General features: G+C 44.8%; 16 protein-coding genes. 4 read left to right on the top strand and 12 right to left on the bottom strand.

Features of this window, described 5'->3' with window-relative positions:
- Positions 1-43 precede the first annotated feature (43 nt).
- The 10 genes from J8L84_RS10385 to lpxD all read right to left on the bottom strand — a co-directional run bounded on the left by J8L84_RS10385 (position 44) and on the right by lpxD (position 8,772).
- Positions 44-544, bottom strand: coding sequence for a phosphatidylglycerophosphatase A (locus tag J8L84_RS10385; RefSeq protein ID WP_211070626.1), 501 nt, complete (start codon positions 542-544; stop codon positions 44-46).
- Positions 545-562: 18 nt separating this feature from the next.
- On the bottom strand, positions 563-1,528 hold the full coding sequence (gene thiL / locus J8L84_RS10380) for a thiamine-phosphate kinase (RefSeq protein WP_211070625.1): 966 nt from the start codon (positions 1,526-1,528) through the stop codon (positions 563-565).
- 46 nt (positions 1,529-1,574) lie between these two features.
- A complete protein-coding gene (gene nusB, locus J8L84_RS10375) occupies positions 1,575-1,997 on the bottom strand; it encodes a transcription antitermination factor NusB (protein ID WP_013783366.1) in 423 nt (140 codons plus the stop codon).
- 13 nt (positions 1,998-2,010) lie between these two features.
- Complete coding sequence (ribE, locus tag J8L84_RS10370; protein WP_013783365.1) at positions 2,011-2,484, bottom strand: 6,7-dimethyl-8-ribityllumazine synthase; 474 nt, start codon at positions 2,482-2,484, stop codon at positions 2,011-2,013.
- A 302-nt stretch (positions 2,485-2,786) separates the two neighbouring features.
- Positions 2,787-3,887: a bifunctional 3,4-dihydroxy-2-butanone-4-phosphate synthase/GTP cyclohydrolase II gene (ribBA, locus tag J8L84_RS10365; protein WP_211070624.1), complete on the bottom strand. Its 1,101-nt coding sequence runs from the start codon at positions 3,885-3,887 to the stop codon at positions 2,787-2,789.
- Between the two features lie 22 nt (positions 3,888-3,909).
- A complete protein-coding gene (locus J8L84_RS10360) occupies positions 3,910-4,572 on the bottom strand; it encodes a riboflavin synthase (RefSeq protein WP_211070623.1) in 663 nt (220 codons plus the stop codon).
- 7 nt (positions 4,573-4,579) lie between these two features.
- Entirely contained in the window at positions 4,580-5,716 is a 1,137-nt protein-coding gene (gene ribD, locus J8L84_RS10355; RefSeq protein ID WP_211070660.1) for a bifunctional diaminohydroxyphosphoribosylaminopyrimidine deaminase/5-amino-6-(5-phosphoribosylamino)uracil reductase RibD, read from the bottom strand.
- Between the two features lie 101 nt (positions 5,717-5,817).
- Positions 5,818-6,267, bottom strand: coding sequence for a transcriptional regulator NrdR (gene nrdR, locus J8L84_RS10350; protein WP_013783361.1), 450 nt, complete (start codon positions 6,265-6,267; stop codon positions 5,818-5,820).
- An 84-nt stretch (positions 6,268-6,351) separates the two neighbouring features.
- Positions 6,352-7,608: a serine hydroxymethyltransferase gene (gene glyA / locus J8L84_RS10345; RefSeq protein WP_211070622.1), complete on the bottom strand. Its 1,257-nt coding sequence runs from the start codon at positions 7,606-7,608 to the stop codon at positions 6,352-6,354.
- Between the two features lie 135 nt (positions 7,609-7,743).
- Positions 7,744-8,772 (bottom strand): UDP-3-O-(3-hydroxymyristoyl)glucosamine N-acyltransferase, encoded by a 1,029-nt coding sequence (lpxD, locus tag J8L84_RS10340; RefSeq protein WP_211070621.1) that lies wholly within the window; start codon positions 8,770-8,772, stop codon positions 7,744-7,746.
- Between the two features lie 212 nt (positions 8,773-8,984).
- Between lpxD and ettA the strand changes: the two genes are divergently transcribed.
- Both ettA and J8L84_RS10330 read left to right on the top strand, forming a co-directional pair.
- Positions 8,985-10,652, top strand: coding sequence for an energy-dependent translational throttle protein EttA (ettA, locus tag J8L84_RS10335; protein WP_057790703.1), 1,668 nt, complete (start codon positions 8,985-8,987; stop codon positions 10,650-10,652).
- A 184-nt stretch (positions 10,653-10,836) separates the two neighbouring features.
- The gene (locus J8L84_RS10330) at positions 10,837-11,259 is read left to right on the top strand and encodes a PilZ domain-containing protein (RefSeq protein WP_211070620.1); all 423 of its coding nucleotides are present in this window, start codon (positions 10,837-10,839) and stop codon (positions 11,257-11,259) included.
- Here the strand turns inward: J8L84_RS10330 and radA are convergent.
- Complete coding sequence (gene radA / locus J8L84_RS10325; RefSeq protein ID WP_211070619.1) at positions 11,226-12,593, bottom strand: DNA repair protein RadA; 1,368 nt, start codon at positions 12,591-12,593, stop codon at positions 11,226-11,228. The genes J8L84_RS10330 and radA overlap by 34 nt on opposite strands.
- 206 nt (positions 12,594-12,799) lie before the next feature.
- Here radA and J8L84_RS10320 point away from each other — a divergent pair, with 206 nt between their 5' ends.
- Positions 12,800-15,358, top strand: coding sequence for a PilZ domain-containing protein (locus J8L84_RS10320; RefSeq protein WP_211070618.1), 2,559 nt, complete (start codon positions 12,800-12,802; stop codon positions 15,356-15,358).
- Between the two features lie 131 nt (positions 15,359-15,489).
- Here the strand turns inward: J8L84_RS10320 and serB are convergent, their stop codons facing one another.
- Positions 15,490-16,497: a phosphoserine phosphatase SerB gene (serB, locus tag J8L84_RS10315; protein WP_211070617.1), complete on the bottom strand. Its 1,008-nt coding sequence runs from the start codon at positions 16,495-16,497 to the stop codon at positions 15,490-15,492.
- 129 nt (positions 16,498-16,626) lie between these two features.
- Here serB and J8L84_RS10310 point away from each other — a divergent pair, with 129 nt between their 5' ends.
- Positions 16,627-17,244, top strand: a complete 618-nt coding sequence (locus J8L84_RS10310; RefSeq protein ID WP_211070616.1) for a hypothetical protein — start codon at positions 16,627-16,629, stop codon at positions 17,242-17,244.
- Positions 17,245-17,282 lie beyond the last annotated feature (38 nt).

Below are 17,282 nucleotides of genomic sequence, written 5' to 3'. Positions count from 1 at the left end.
TATCGAACGAGCTTAGGTTTGGTTAGATTAGGTTAGCCCGATTTTAAAACAAGGTTGTAAATGCAGGCCACACGCTCATCATGATATGTAAACACGCGCAAGCCATAGCACCTGCCACTATGTCATCGAGCATAATGCCGGTACCGCCGTGCAAGCGCTTATCGATAGGCCCTATTGGCCATGGCTTTAAAATATCGAATACGCGAAACAGCAAAAAACCTGCTAGCAACGAAGACGCTGTAATAGGTACAAATAAGAAGGTAATAAACATACCTGCCACTTCATCCCACACAATAGAGCCGTGATCGTGCACCTGCATATCATCAGCGGTTTTTCCGCACAGATAAATGCCAAAAATTGAAGCAAAAACAGTGAAAGCGATAAATACCACCACTGGCATATTCGCTGACAATACTAATAATGGAAGTGCAGCCGCTGAGCCAAACGTACCGGGCATAAACGGAATAAGCCCACTACCAAAACCCAGCGCTAAAAAGTGCACTGGATTCTTCATGCTAATTCTAGCGCGATATTCTTTTTGCATATAATGCTCTGTTAGCTTCTAGAAACTATGCTCGTAACCATTTTCATTAGTTGGCGTGAACGGCTGATTATCTTTCAATAAATTAAGCTGACCAACATGACCGCTTAACTGACCAATACAGGTTGCTTTTACGCTACTACTGCCCATCGAGGTTTCAAAGTTGCCTCGCTGTTCTTCGCCTACGGTAAAGATAAGCTCGTAATCGTCGCCTGCTGACAGCGCATATTCAATAGCTTGAGCATTGTCAACGGCGCTCGTTAACGCTCTCGATAAAGGCAGCTTATCAACATGTACATTTGCACCACAGCCTGATGCTTTTAGTATGTGGCCTAAATCCGATATTAAACCATCAGACACGTCAATACATGAGGAAGCAATACGACGAAGTGCCGTTCCCATTGCAACGCGAGGCGTTGGGTAATAATGCCGATTAATAAGCACATCACGTGCTTCACCAGCCACCGATAGCTTATTTTGAAGAATATCTAAGCCTGCACCAGCATCACCTAATGTGCCTGTCACATAAACCCAATCACCAGGTTTTGCATTACTGCGAGTCAATTCAGAACCGGGTGGAATGAACCCTTGCGCCGTAATGGTCATGGCCATCGGGCCTTTAACGGTATCGCCACCAATTAACTGTACTGAATAATACTGCGTGAGTTCGTACAAACCATCTACGAATTCGCTAAGCCATTCATCATTCACTGTTGGTAACGACAACGATAAGCTTATCCAAGCAGGTTCAGCGCCCATGGCGGCTAAATCGCTTAAATTCACGGCTACGGTTTTATACGCAACTGATTTTGCAGGTGCATCTTCTAAGAAGTGCACACCGGCTACTAAGGTGTCTGTAGTAACGGCAAGTTGTTGGTTACTAGGAACGTTAGTTACGGCACAATCATCACCAATACCAATAACAACGTCTTTACGAGTATGGCCGCTATCAGAGAAGTAGCGGCCGATAAGATCAAATTCTTTCACGATAGTCTATTAAACCCTTTGTGACATCCAATGCCACTGGACAAGGTTAATCGCGTTCGTCTTTACGCAACGAGCGAACCGCTTTATCAAGCGCACCATTGATGAATTTATGACTTTCTTCGGCCCCGAAAGACTTCGCAAGTTCAATCGCTTCATTAATAATTACGCGATAAGGCACATCCTTACGCTCTGTAAGTTCCAGTGTCGCAATACGTAAGATAGCCTTTTCGATTGCATCTAGTTCTTCAGGCAAACGGCCCAAATACGGCTTGATAGTCGTATCTAAGTGGCTAGCGCTGTGCGCCACACCGCGAAGCAGTGCCTGAAAATAAGCCATATCAACTTTCTTCATATCGTTACTGGTCGCTAGCGCCAGTTCAATTTGTTGAATATCGTTGTGACTCATTTGCCATGAATAGATGCCTTGAAGGGCAAGTTCACGGGCTTTACGACGAGCTGAAACTTTCACTTAATTTTTTACCTTAAAGCTTTTCAACAGCATCGATAACGTTAACCATTTCAAGCGCACCTAAGGCTGCTTCTGCGCCTTTGTTGCCTGCTTTGGTTCCAGAACGTTCGATAGCCTGTTCAATAGAATCTGTAGTGATAACACCAAAAGATACCGGCACACCATATTCTAGCGATACTTGCGCTAGGCCTTTGTTGCATTCACCTGCAACAAAGTCAAAATGAGGTGTGCCGCCACGAATTACCGCACCAAGTGCAATAATGGCGTCAAAAGATTTTTTCTCAGCAAGTTTCTTAGCAACAATAGGCAACTCATAAGCACCTGGAACACGTACCACTGTGATATCGTCTTCGTTCACTTCACCGTGACGGTCTAGTGTGTCTAATGCGCCTTCCAATAAGCTCTCAACAACAAAGCTATTAAAGCGTGCAACAACAATAGCAATCTTCTTACCGGTCGCTCTGATATTACCTTCAACTACTTGCATGATTTCATTCCTCGAGAAAAACGGCGCGAAGTATACCACAACTACGCCCAAACTAAATCGATTGTTTTTGTTACTGGCTGACAAGTCCGTTAGCCCGAATAACAAACGGCAAGGTGGGGATAGGGCTCCGTAAACACGCGGTAAATACTTCCCTGTACGCTCCGCCACCGCATCCATGCGGTGGAGGGTTTACTGCGCCCTTTCCCCACCTTTCCTATAAATTACTTACGTAAATTGCATTGGCTTGTGGTAATGACTTTTCGTTAACAGAGCCTTACCAAGAGCTTATGATTTACCACTACTTAATCGTGTACGTACTCAACCACTTCTAGGCCATAGCCTGATAAGGCATGGTACTTAATAGGCTTGCTTAGCAGGCGCATTTTTTGAACGCCAATAGAAGCTAAAATTTGGCTGCCCACACCAATGGTGCGTGAAGAGCCCTGCCAATCAGCACCCGTTGGGCGCTCGCCTCTATCTTCAGCGGCAAAACGGCGAACCTGTTGTTCAATTTGTTCATCTTTACCTAGCAATACGAGCACACCGCCTTCATCAGCAATTTTTTGCATCCCTTCCGATAAGGTAAGCGAACGATGAATGCCGCGGGTAGAGCCCAACAAATCACTGAAGGTGTTATGCAGATGCACGCGAACCAATGTTGGGTTTTCAGCGGTCACTTCTCCTTTTTTCAGCGCAAAGTGTAGCTGGTTATCTATGCTGTCTTTGAACGTGTGCAGCTCAAAATCACCATATTCTGTCGGTAGGTTGCACTGAGCGACCTTTTCAATGGTAGTTTCGTTTAGGTTTCTGTACTCGATTAAATCGGCGATGGTGCCAATTTTAAGGTCGTGTTTTTCGGCGAATTTCTCAAGCTCCGGACGACGCGCCATTGAGCCGTCTTCATTTAAGATTTCAACGATAACGCCAGCTGGCTCTAATCCTGCTAAACGGGGTAAATCGACACCCGCTTCGGTATGCCCTGCACGGTTTAATACACCGCCTTCTTTCGCAATTAGCGGAAAAATATGCCCTGGCTGGACTATATCGGTAGCCTTCGCTTCTTTAGCAACGGCGGCTTTAATGGTAACCGCGCGATCTGCTGCTGAAATACCGGTAGTAACACCTGTTGCCGCTTCAATCGATACGGTAAAGTTAGTAGAAAACTGTGCTTCGTTTTTATCCACCATTAACGGCAGATTAAGGCGTCTACAGCGTGCTTCGGTCATAGGTAGGCAAACTAAACCTCTGGCATGCGTAACCATAAAGTTAATCGCTTCTGGCGTTACATGTTCTGCTGCCATAATAAGATCGCCTTCGTTTTCGCGATCTTCATCATCCATCAAGATAACCATTTTACCCAGGCGAATGTCTTCAATAATTTCTTTCGAGGTGTTAAATGCCATAGTTTTTATACTTCTTGTAGGGTTACTTTCTCAAAAATCCGTTCTCAGCCAAAAACGCCATATCAATGTCTTTTGATATGGGTGATGCTGCTTTATCACCCATCATTAAGCGTTCAAGGTAACGTGCTATTACATCTACTTCTAAATTTACCGCGGTGCCTACTTCGTAATTTCCCATCACCGTTTCTTTCAACGTGTGAGGAATTATCCATAGCATAAACTCAGCACCGTTGACTTCATTTACCGTAAGGCTCACGCCATCAACAGTAATGCTGCCCTTATGAGCGATATACTTGGCTAAAGATGTAGGTGCTTTTACCCAAAATTCAACATAGTCGGTGTGTTTTATAATTTTACTGATCTCGCCAACGCCATCGACGTGCCCCGAAACAATGTGTCCGCCCAGTCTGTCAGTGGGTCGCATTGCCTTTTCAAGGTTCACCGTAGAACCCGTGCCGTAATGGGCAAAGCCGGTGAGTTTTATGGTTTCAGCCGACACATCTGCGCAATAATAATCGCTACCCATATCAGTCACGGTAAGGCATACCCCGTTGGTAGCGATACTGTCGCCAAGCGCAACATCAGCCATATCCAGTGTAGTTGATGAAACCGTTAACCGTATGTCACTACCACGGTTATCGAGTTTAGTAATCTTGCCTAAAGCTTGAATAATTCCAGTAAACATAATGTTCCTATAAGGCTATTGAGGGCTGTTGAGGCGCGTTGAGACTGTAACGAAGCTTCATATCGTTACCTATTTGTCGACTTTCAATCAGCGACAATTCAATAGCTTGATTCAATTCGGTAAAGGTGGGTAAAGATACCATACTCACCCCTTTGTCTCCCAATAGCTTAGGTGCTTGATAACAAATGAGTTCGTCTACTTCACCGGCCATCATCAATGCGCCAGCTAAACCTGGTCCTGCTTCTACCCACACTTCATTAAACTGCATAGCGCCTAACTGCAGCATAAGTTTACTGATATCCACTTTACCGTTCATCGCATCAACAGTTAGGTGTTGGCGATTATCCGTATCGGCGTTATGTTGGGTAGATGCCACAAAGGTGGGATGACCATCGTTCATGCACGAATAATCCCTTGAAAGGTCATCGGCACTATTCACGATTACTCGCACTGGTTGGCGAATTGCCTCCAACGGGTAATGCGCAAACTTGGCTTCGTCAGGTCTCACTAATAGACTTGGGTTATCGGCTTTTACCGTACCCGAACCTGTTAACACTGCGCAGCTTTGTGCACGGTAGTGCTGTACATCTCTTCTGGCTTCTGGCCCGGTTATCCATTGGCTGTTGCCATTTTGAAGCGCGATTTTTCCATCAACACTGATGCCCAATTTCACTCGAACATAAGGTTTGCCTGTTAGCATGCGCTTGATAAAACCTGGGTTTAACGCGGCAGATTCTGCCGACATAATATCAGATGACACCTCAATGCCCGCATCTTGTAACATGCGAATACCATTACCGCTGACATTGGGGTTCGGATCAGTCATGGCAATAACCACCCGCGAGACTTGTGCTTTTATCAGTGCTTCTGCGCAGGGGGGCGTTCTTCCATAATGACTACATGGCTCTAGTGTCACATAGGCTGTGGCGCCTTTTGCGCTTTTCCCTGCTTCACTAAGGGCATGAATTTCGGCATGCGGCGTACCGGCTTGAATATGTACACCTTGGCCAATAGATTCATTGTTGCTATTAACAATGACACAACCAACACGGGGATTAGGAGAAGTAGTATATTGGCCTTTTTGCGCCAGTCGAATGGCTTTGGCCATCCAATAATAGTCAATTTCAACCGCCCTGTTAGGCAAGTCACTGGTTGAACGACTACTGTGGCTTTTGCCTTCGTCGGTGTTTGAGCCGCTGTTTACATGCGCATGGGTAGTATTAATTGACACTGCATATCCCGTGGTTAATCCCCTAGTCTGGCTATTTCCTCACCAAACTCTCGGATATCTTCAAAGGAACGATAAACAGAGGCAAACCGCACGTAAGCGACCTTATCCAGCTCTTTGAGCGCTTTCATAATAAGGTTACCTAACAGTTCGCTCCCCACTTCTCGTTCGCCGGTTGCCCTAAGCTCTGACTTAAGCGACAAGATACACTGTTCAACTTTTTCTGTACTCACTGGGCGTTTTTCTAGCGCGCGCTGTAAGCCTGCACGAAGCTTATCTTCGTTGAAAGGCTCTCGTGAGCCATCACGTTTGATAACACGTGGCATCACAAGTTCTGCACTTTCGAAGGTAGTAAAACGTTCGTGACACATTGCGCATTCACGACGTCTGCGCACCTGATGCCCCTCTGCCACTAGGCGAGAGTCAATCACTTTTGTTTCTTGTGCTGAACAAAAGGGGCAAAACATGAGCGTTCCTTAACTTACTTTTTTACTACGCGATAGCCTTCGATTAAAAAGACTAACGCGCGGTAACTTTCTTATCTAGGTTGCTTACGCGTAAACAGGGAACTGTTCACAAAGGGCAACCACTTCACTTTTAACACGGTCGATAACGCTGTCATCACCCATGTTATCTAGCACATCACAAATCCATGTAGCGACCTGTTTGGCTTGTTCTTCTTTAAATCCACGACGAGTAATCGCTGGACTACCGATACGCAATCCGCTGGTAACAAACGGTGAGCGAGGATCGTTAGGAACCGAGTTCTTGTTAACAGTAATGTTAGCAGAACCAAGGGCAGCATCAGCTTCTTTACCTGTAATATCTTTATCGATAAGGTCTAGCAAGAACAAATGGTTTTCAGTGCCATTCGATACAATTTTGTATCCGCGTTCTTGCATTACCGCCACCATGGCTTTTGCGTTCGCAACAACCTGTGTTTGATATTCTTTAAAGTCTGGCTGAAGTGCTTCTTTAAACGCTACTGCTTTTGCTGCAATAACATGGCACAAAGGACCACCTTGGTTGCCAGGGAATACTGAGCTTTGAAGCTTTTTATAAATGGCTTCGTCACCACACGCTGACAAAATTAGTCCGCTACGTGGGCCCGCTAGGGTTTTATGCGTGGTGGTTGTCACTACGTGTGCGTGTGGCAGTGGGTTAGGATAAACACCCGCCGCAATCAAACCCGCAACGTGCGCCATATCAACTAATAGGAAAGCACCAACGCTGTCGGCGATTTCACGGAATTTTGCCCAATCAACAATACCTGAATAAGCTGAGAAACCACCAATAATCATTTTCGGTTTATGTTCTTCTGCTAACGCAGCAACTTGTTCGTAATCGATTTCGCCAGTGTCGTGGTTCAAGCCATACTGAACGGCATTGTAAGTTTTGCCCGAAAAGTTAACGTGAGAACCATGCGTTAAATGACCACCTTCAGAAAGGCTCATACCAAGTACAGTATCGCCCGCATCAAGCAAAGCCATAAATACGGCAGAGTTAGCTTGTGAACCTGAGTGAGGCTGTACGTTAGCGTAATCGGCACCGAAAAGCTCTTTAGCACGGTCGATAGCAAGTTGCTCTACCACGTCAACGTGCTCACAACCGCCGTAATAACGCTTGCCTGGGTAACCTTCAGCATACTTGTTAGTAAGCTGAGAACCCTGCGCTTCCATAACACGTGGGCTACAGTAGTTTTCAGAGGCGATAAGTTCGATATGCTGTTCCTGACGGACAACTTCTTTTGCCATTGCATCGGCTAATTCTGGGTCAAAGTCAGCGATATTCATTTCGCGAGGTAACATGAGGGCTCCTTAACGGCATTGATTGATGGCTTGTTCGTGGCATATTCTAGTCATTTTCAAGGGCTTGTATACCGCTTTATGACCAATTTAATTTAAATGGCGCAGGTTTAACGTAACACCTGCGCTACAGTGACATCAGACCTGTTTTTCTAGCGCTTTAACACGGTCAAATAAACTGCCTATTTTCTGCAGCCTTATGGTATTTCGCTTCCATTCTCGGTTAGACGTTGCCGGCTGACCTGAAGAATAAACCCCTGGTTCGGTGATATCTTGGACAATCATGGAATAGCCGGTAACTTGTACTTTATCGCAAATAGAAATGTGACCATTCACGCCCACACCTCCACCGATAACAACGTATTTGCCGATATGACAACTGCCCGCAATGCCCGTAGCACCGCAAATACATGAATGATCGCCAATAATGCAGTTATGTCCCACCTGCACTTGGTTATCGATAATGACGTTGGTACCTAGTACGGTATCTTCCATGGCTCCACGGTCGATAGTGCTGCTTGCACCAATTTGACTGTCATCACCAATGCGAACAGAGCCGGTTTGTGGAATAGGAAGCCACACGCCTTTATCGTTTGCGTAGCCAAAGCCTGCTGCACCAATAACCGTTTGGCTATGCACTGTAACTCGCTTACCTATTATCACGTCATGATAAATGGTTACGTTGGGGTGAATAACACTGCCTTCACCAATGCGCGTACCTTTGCGAATAACTGTATTGGCACCAATAGTTACGCGGTCACCAAGTATTACGTTATCTTCGATAATCACATTGTGACCTAACGACACATCACTACCGATATTGGCCGACGATGCAATCACAGCGGTGTCGGCAATACCACTTGCAACGACTGGCGTGGTGTCGAAAAGCTGTGCGATGCGTGCGAACGCTGCGTGGGGGTTGTCTACCACAAGCGCGGGACACGGTGCCGTGTCTTTCAAGCTGCTGTGAAGAATAACCGCACCGGCAGAGGTATCGCTTAACTGTGATTTATATTTCGGATTAGTAAGAAATGAGATTTGATGGCTGGCAGCGCCTGCCAGCGTTCCTACCGCAGAGATAACGACACTGCCGTCTCCCTCTACAACACCGCCTACATGGCTGGCAAGTTCCGATAGGCTGTAAGGACGTTTGTTCATTGTAGTCATACAGTGAATACCTATTTTTTCATTAAAGCGTATGCTAGCGAAGTTTACCTTAATTTGTTAAAGGTGACCGCCGTATTATTCGCACTTTTCGCCTTCTTTTTACTTCAATTGAACAAAATACCATCAAGCATGAGGTTGTATGGCGGTTCACACTGGCACAGACTATCCTGTTACGAGTACAATGATGCTTTATTTTCTGGCAAGGACACAGCATGGCTCAATACGTTTATAGTATGCATCGCGTGGGGAAAATTGTTCCACCGAACCGTCAAATTCTTAAAAATATCTCTCTTAGTTTTTTCCCCGGCGCAAAAATTGGCGTATTGGGTTTAAACGGTTCTGGTAAATCTACCTTACTACGCATCATGGCTGGGTTAGACACCGAGATTGAAGGTGAAGCACGCCCTCAACCAGGCCTTAAAATAGGCTACCTGCCTCAGGAGCCGCAACTAGACGAATCGAAAGATGTTCGCGGAAACGTGGAAGAAGCATTAGCCGACGTTAAACACGCGCTAACTCGCTTGGATGAAGTTTATGCCGCTTACGCAGAAGCTGATGCCGACTTCGACGCCCTTGCAAAAGAACAAGGTGAGTTAGAGGCGATTATTCAGTCGAAAGACGGGCATAACTTAGAGAATACCTTAAACCGTGCTGCTGAAGCTCTTCGTCTTCCAGCATGGGATGCAGACGTTAGCAAGTTATCAGGTGGTGAGCGCCGCCGTGTTGCTTTATGCCGTTTGTTACTTGAAAAGCCGGAAATGCTACTGCTTGATGAACCGACGAACCACTTGGATGCTGAATCTGTTGCTTGGTTAGAACGTTTCCTTCACGATTATGAAGGCACGGTAGTGGCAATTACCCATGATAGATACTTTCTTGATAATGTTGCAGGCTGGATATTAGAACTAGACCGTGGTGAAGGTATTCCATGGGAAGGTAACTATTCTTCTTGGTTGGAACAAAAGGACCAACGTTTACAGCAAGAAGAACGCAGCGAAAATGCTCGTCAAAAGAGTATTAGACAAGAACTCGAATGGGTTCGCTCTAATCCCAAAGGCCGCCATGCAAAAAGCAAAGCGCGTATGGCTCGCTTTGAGGAAATGTCCACTGGCGATTACCAAAAACGTAACGAAACTAACGAGCTTTTCATTCCACCTGGTGAGCGTTTAGGTGACAAGGTTATTGAAGTTGAACACCTTAATAAGTCTTATGGTGAACGTGTACTTATTGATGACTTGTCGTTTAAAGTTCCTAAAGGGGCAATTGTAGGGATTGTCGGGCCAAACGGTGCGGGTAAATCTACCCTATTTAGAATGCTTACCGGTGCAGAGCAACCGGATTCAGGCGATATCAGCCTAGGTGATTCTGTGAAGATTGCCAGCGTTGAGCAGTTCCGCGACCACATGAACGAAAACACCACAGTTTTTAAAGAAATTTCGGAAGAACAAGATATTATTCGTATTGGTAACTTCGAAATTAATAGCCGCGCATATTGCAGCCGCTTTAACTTTAAAGGCAACGATCAGCAGAAGTTTATTAAAGACTTGTCTGGTGGTGAACGAAACCGTGTGCATTTAGCCAAGCTGTTAAAAGCTGGCGGCAACGTGTTGCTACTCGATGAACCAACTAACGACTTGGATGTTGAAACCTTACGAGCGCTTGAGAATGCCTTATTGGAATTCCCAGGCTGCGCCATGGTTATTTCCCATGATAGATGGTTTCTAGATAGAGTTGCCACACACATCATGGATTACCGCGACGAAGGTAACATTAACTTCTTTGAAGGTAACTACTCTGACTACGAGACGTGGCTTAAGGCCGAATTCGGGCAAGATGCGGTGGAACCTCACAGACTAAAATACAAGCGCATAGCCAAGTAGCATTAACCTAGACAGCGCGGTGTAGATAATGCTGCGTCTCTTTTTTGTAGAACGGGCTCTTATTAGCCCGTTTTTTTAGGCTCGGTGAAAGATAGCTTTACACCACTACACTTATTGCTAGTTGCCTTGTGTACTAACATCACTAATACTGAGTGAATCAAAGATTTTCTAGCTTGAGGGATTTATGTCGGACAAACGCTTATTTACACGTATTCCATTGGCCGTAAAAGGAACACTTGCTCATCATGATAAGCGCATTGATGTCATTATTATTGATGTCTCGCTTCAAGGCGTAAAATTAAGCGCAAACGAAGATGCACTTAACGAATTACCCTTCGACAGCCACGATCCTTATACTGCCACTTTCAGAGCAAATGAAGACAGCCCCGTTATCACCTTGCATATTGAGCAACTGTATCGGCAGAATGATAGCCGCCAAGATTCAGTATCTTTAGGCTGCAAAGTATCTCAAATGGATGTAGACAGCATAAGCGCACTGAGGCGCTTAATACTGCTTAACAGCCAAGAGGCTGATTTAAATGAGAAGGAATTAAATGCGCTAATAGAAGCGGTTTATTCTAATGCGTCTAACGCATCGCTGAGCTGAGACACTGGAATAACTTTCATACCATTTACTGCTTGCTTCGGCGCATTTGCCTTTGGCACAATCGCACGTTTGAAACCATGTTTAGCGGCTTCAATAATACGCTCGGTGCCATTGGGAACAGGCCTGATTTCTCCGGCTAGCCCAACTTCTCCAAATACAATTAAATCTTTGGGCAAAGAGCGATTTCGAAAGCTCGACACCATTGCTAGCAGTAACGCTAAGTCAGCACTGGTTTCACTTACCTTCACGCCCCCCACCACATTCACAAAGACATCTTGGTCGTTCATTTGTACATTACCGTGACGATGCAATACCGCTAACAACATCGACAATCGGTTTTGATCTAGCCCCACCGCAATTCGCCGAGGGTTAGACATTTGTGAGTAGTCCACCAAGGCCTGTATTTCTACCAACAGCGGCCGCGTGCCTTCCCAGATCACCATTACGCTCGACCCAGGCGTTTCATTTTCACCACGACTTAAGAATATAGCCGAAGGGTTGTTCACCTCTTTTAGGCCTTTTTCAGTCATCGCAAAAACACCTAATTCGTTAACGGCACCGAAACGGTTTTTATGGCTGCGCAAGGTACGGTAACGGCCGTCGCTCTCCCCTTCTAGCATCATTGAACTGTCGATACAGTGCTCTAACACTTTCGGACCGGCTAAGTTGCCGTCTTTGGTTACATGACCGACAAGAAACATTGAGATGTGGTGTTGTTTTGCAAAACGGGTTAGGTAGGCCGCACTTTCTCTCACCTGCGATACACTGCCAGGTGCAGATTGCACATCAGCTACATGCATTACTTGAATAGAGTCGATAACCATGATCTTCGGCTTTTTCGTTAGCGCCAGATCGCAAATAGTTTCTACACTGGTTTCTGCCAACATCATTAGCTTATCATCAGGTAGATTTAAGCGCTTTGCACGCATAGCTACTTGCTGGAGTGATTCTTCCCCTGTTACGTATAAAGCGGTTTCGGTTTGTGCCATTTGACACATAACCTGAAGTAACAATGTACTTTTACCTGCCCCTGGCGAGCCGCCAATTAACATAGCAGCACCTGGCACTATTCCACCGCCCAATACTCTATCGAGCTCTTTAAACCCTGCGCTAAATCGGGGTAGAGATTCCAAATCAATCGCATTGAGCATTTCTATTTTAGCGGCAGTTTGTCCAGCATAGCCTGACAAGGTTGGTTTTGAAGTGGTTTTGGCGCTACTGACTACAAACTCGCTAATGGTGTTCCATGCTTTGCATTCAGAACATTGCCCCTGCCAGCGTGGAAATTCAGCCCCACAATCTGAGCATACATAAGCCGTTTTTCGTTTTGCCATATTCCAGTTTTATCCCAGCGTGAAAAGGAGTATTCTATCTTATAAAGGACATCAAGGCACACTAGACCGACTACCCGTTTCGTAAGATTTTCCACCTAGAGGGTATACGGGTATTAAATTGCAAAATGCTGTTTATTAATGGGTTTAGTATTAGTGCCGATAATAATAATGTCTATAATAATAGAAAGTAACTAAGTTGTGCATACATGAGCCAAGATTTACAGCAATACGCTGACATAATTGAGCAATTGAAACCCCTGGTAAACGAGCCTGAATTTAATAAGGTTCTGTTACAAATTGGCGGTGATATTCCCAAGGAAAAACGCTTTCTATTAAAAATGGAAGTGAAACGCCTTGCGAAGCCCTGTATGCGATCAATAGATTTACGTGGCCAAGTAGACGGTAAATGCAAAAGCTATTTGCATGATGGTAGAACCCATTACATGGATGAAATTGCTGTCGATAAATTCGAAGAGCAAATTAGAATTTTTGGTGGGTATACATTCGGTGTTTATGAGGCCGTTCAAAATACTGAAAACAATTACCGTATTATTCGCGAGAAAGCCGAAGAGGCACGCGATACAGGCACAACTTCGAACGCACCTCGCAAAAAAGGCTCGGCTATTTTAGAGCAGTTCAAAGTGCCAACGGTAAACTTACTAGATTATCGTCAACGCAGTACAGAACGCATGAACTTTGCTGTTGCGGTTGAGCTATTTAACGAAAGTAATCATTCGATTAAAGGCTTAAGCGTTGATGTGTCCCTAGAAGGCCTGCAAGTCAAACTCACCAAAGAAACACTGTTTAAACAAAATGAGCTATTACAAGTCTACTTCCGTGGGCTTGAAGGCGAGTTTGCCATGGATAAGAAAAATGGCATTGCTTATCGTCTTGTGAAAACAATTCGCAAAAAAGACGTTATTTATTTAGCCTTACAGCGTGCAACAGAGCGCCCAGCGCCTAGCTTTGATAAGTTTTTGGAAAGCTTTATACACGGCAATAAACGCCGCTATAAAGTGAATATGAACAACACTATTGAAGCGATCACCAGTAAAACCTGTGAACAATACTTTTCGCCACGAAGCCCAACGCTACCTATTTATGTCGATTTAATTGAAGATCGTCTTATTCCACGCTTCGCAATGGTTAACGAAGTCAATCGCGAAACGGTGAGCTACTGGCAAGATGAAGAAGATGAATGTCGATTAGGTTTTCTGCTTTCGCAAAATAGATTGAACACCCTGCACGCTAAGCCTGCGCATCGTCGCGAGATATTCGTGTTCAGCTTTACCCATTTGCAAAATGACAAAGTCTTTTTTTACTCCGCCTCTTACGAGCAGCTTATTGAGAAAGACATGTTAAAACAGGTTTTCTTAGGCTTTGGCTCAAAAAAGGTCAGTTGGCGAGTATTTAAGCTCACGTTAACCGACATGCTGCCCGAGCAAGCTCATACCCCCTTGTCTATTCCAGACTCTGTGGGGTCGAAAATAAAGCGTCAAAATACACCGCCTTCGCCTCGAGTGATGTCGAAGTTGAAAAACCTAAAATACTTGCTTCATGTTACTGACGTAACCTCTATATATGGGCAGCAGGCGTATAACGAATTACAGTTCAACCGCGATAACCTTTCTCATCTTCGCGTTTTTGGTCATCCAAGAAATCAGAAGACCCCAAACATAGAGTTGTTCCGATTTAAATATGAAGATCAACGTTTAGAATCTCGCTACCGTTTGCGCTCTCAAATAGAGCTTAGGTTATCTTATGACGACAGCGTACACGTTGGCGTAAGTGAAGATATCTCGGTGCATGGATTGGGACTGCGTGTTGAGTTAAATAAAGAGTACGACGGTGAGCTAGAGGGGCAAGTTGAAGTATCCTTCCCTCGCCTTCAGCAGATTACGCAAAATTTTGACGTAATGCATTTGCAGTATTCGGTAATTTACCACAACGCTGAGAAAAACATTCTCCATTTAAAAGCCATGAACGGTGAAGCAGGTAAAAGTGCAAGGGCGTTCTTTGAAGAATTGATTAAAAAGAACAAACACAGCTTAGAAGAAGACTCTGGTGAAGAAGAGTTGCCGGGTATGGGTCAGGCTCTTCGCTGTATTAATGCTCGTAATGCCACATCTCTATCCTTCTTGATGAGCAAGGAAGGGGTTAGGTATACACCGCAAGCGGGTATTATTGGAAAACAAGATGAACGAGTTTCAACGCTAGTTACCTATCTAACAGAAAAGCGTCAGGTGAACTTAGAATTCCTATTTAGAGACAGAAAGTTAGATACACCTTTCATGCAAAGCGGTATCAAGCAGGTGAAGCTGGAAAATATGCCCTTGCGCCAAGAGCTTTTGATCTCTTTTGATGCCAAGCAAAAAGACCCTCGCATGGCCATTATTCCGCGGTATTCCCACCGGTTTGAAAACAACGAGCAGCGCAAGACCTTTATTACTGAAGCGTTAAACAGAGGGCAATTTATTGCTATTCACGTGATGCTTACCACTACAGGCAAACCAGATTTATCTATGTTACAAACAGAGATAAATTACGTTAGCGTGTATGCTATTCACCGGGCAAAGGAACTTGAAAATAAGCTTTGGAGCTTAGCTGCCTGTTCACACTTAATTGATGTCACTGATGAAGTATTGATTAGATATGAATTCGATGACGACACGATTTCCGCTAACCGAGACACTAAAGCGAAAGTAGAAGAGCGCTCTCAGTCCGGTATTCAAGCCTTATTACAAGACCAAGCGTTTGCCAAATAAAGACAAGCTCTGAAGGCTCTTATATCACCTTCAGAGCTTGTACTCGCTATGTATTCTGCGTGTTTTAGTTGACGCCCAGCAGCGTCTTAGTCAACGCCTTCGTCAATTACGCCGTAGTCAACACTAACCTACTAGGATAAAAAGTACAGTAGGCAATGTAAGCTGCCCAATCGGATAGCAACATCCGCTTTTTCGTTGACAACTGGCTTACCGTGGCACGCCACGCCTAACGCTGATTCGGCCATCATCACTAAATCGTTTGCGCCGTCGCCCATGGCAACGGTTTGATTGCTCGGTATTTCCCAGCGTTCAGCCAACGCTTTCACGGTTCGCGCTTTTACCTCGGCATTCACAATTTCGCCAGACACTTCGCCAGTCAATATACCTTGCTCTATCACCAACGTATTTGAAACCGCTTCATCAAGATTTAAGCGGGCTTTTAGATGGTTGGCAAAATAAGTAAAACCACCTGAAGCTATGGCTAGCTTCCAGTTATGTTGTTTTAATATGGCAATCAGTAGCTGTACGCCTGGCATTATAGGCAAGCTATCACGTATTTGTTGAAGCTGGTGCTCTGGCACACCATCTAGGCAAGCCACTCGATGGTTTAAGCTATCATTAAATGCTATTTCGCCCCGCATGGCCTGTTCGGTTACAGCAGCCACTTGCTCACCAACACCTGCCAGTTTGGCAATTTCATCGATGCACTCAATATCAATTAACGTACTGTCCATATCCATCACAAGAAGACCTGGTTCGTTAAGCGATGGCTGAGTGTCTTGAATGCCTAAGTCCACATGATAACGGGCCGACAACGTAGTGATTAGTGACGGCAGCAATGCTGGCACTGAAGCCGTTTTTTGAACGCCGGCGTTTTCACTCAAACGCCCTTTCACTACCACCACACCATCACCCAATTTGTTGTGTAACGGATGTAAGTGAATTGACCTAGCCTCAAATATCTCGCCCAAGCCTTCAACAACCTGACTAACAATGTATGGTGTTAATGCTTGACCAATAACGGTTAAAATTGAAAGTCCAGCATCATCTTCACTTGATGACTTTGTGGTAAGCTGCGTAGATAAGAAAGAGGTATCATGCATTGCATGAGGCGGTGTTTCATTTAAAAACGTGATCACTATTAATTTAAACCTTTGTTAGTCTTGCCCATATGCTACCCAAACATTGCACATGTGGAAATACACACTTTCAAATTAGTCAAAATTACCCTACTGTTAGCGCATAAAGATAAAGGAAATTAAGGCGAAATGCTGAACCACTTAGAAACCGAACGCATGGCTCACAAACACAGCGTTTCACACTCTGCTTACACGGCCTTTAAGCGGCTAATCCATACTATTATTATGGCTACCGCTGTGGCATTAGCAGTGGGCCTGTTTCTAATGTATCAACAGTACCAAACCCATTGGGTTGACGTACAAACGGCCCAACCAGGTACTAGTATAAGTAGTCAATATTCAAAAATCTTACAGCCTGCCTTAGTAGCACAAGACACGATTCAGCTAGAGCGTTTAATCGCCATTGCATTAGAAGAACCCGCCGTTATCTCTTTAAGCGTATTTAATGCTCAAGGCATTTATATAGCGCCTTTACCAAGAGTTGATAGTGTAGTCGCACTGGCCCGAGAACGTGAAGTCGCGCCCAATACGCATGTTGAAAAAATTCTCGATGATGATGGCAAAGTAATTGGTTATTTGAACGTTAACATCGACACTGAAGTGGTACTTTCCAGCCCGCTGACGCTTCGCCAGCAACTGTGGCTTATTATTAGCGCTGTTGTTGTGTTGGCGCTGATTGTGGGTGTTTATATAACACGAGGGTTTTATAAGTTTCGCCCGTGGATAATTCGAGTTTTTCAGTCTTGAGTGAAGCATTCGCTAATTTCAATTAACTCAATTCAGCA

Origin of the sequence: Alteromonas sp. MMG017 (assembly GCF_018100795.1) — a bacterium.
GTDB lineage: Bacteria > Pseudomonadota > Gammaproteobacteria > Enterobacterales > Alteromonadaceae > Alteromonas.
Note: the sequence above shows the minus strand (reverse complement) of the source record. Positions and strands in the feature narration are given on the sequence as shown.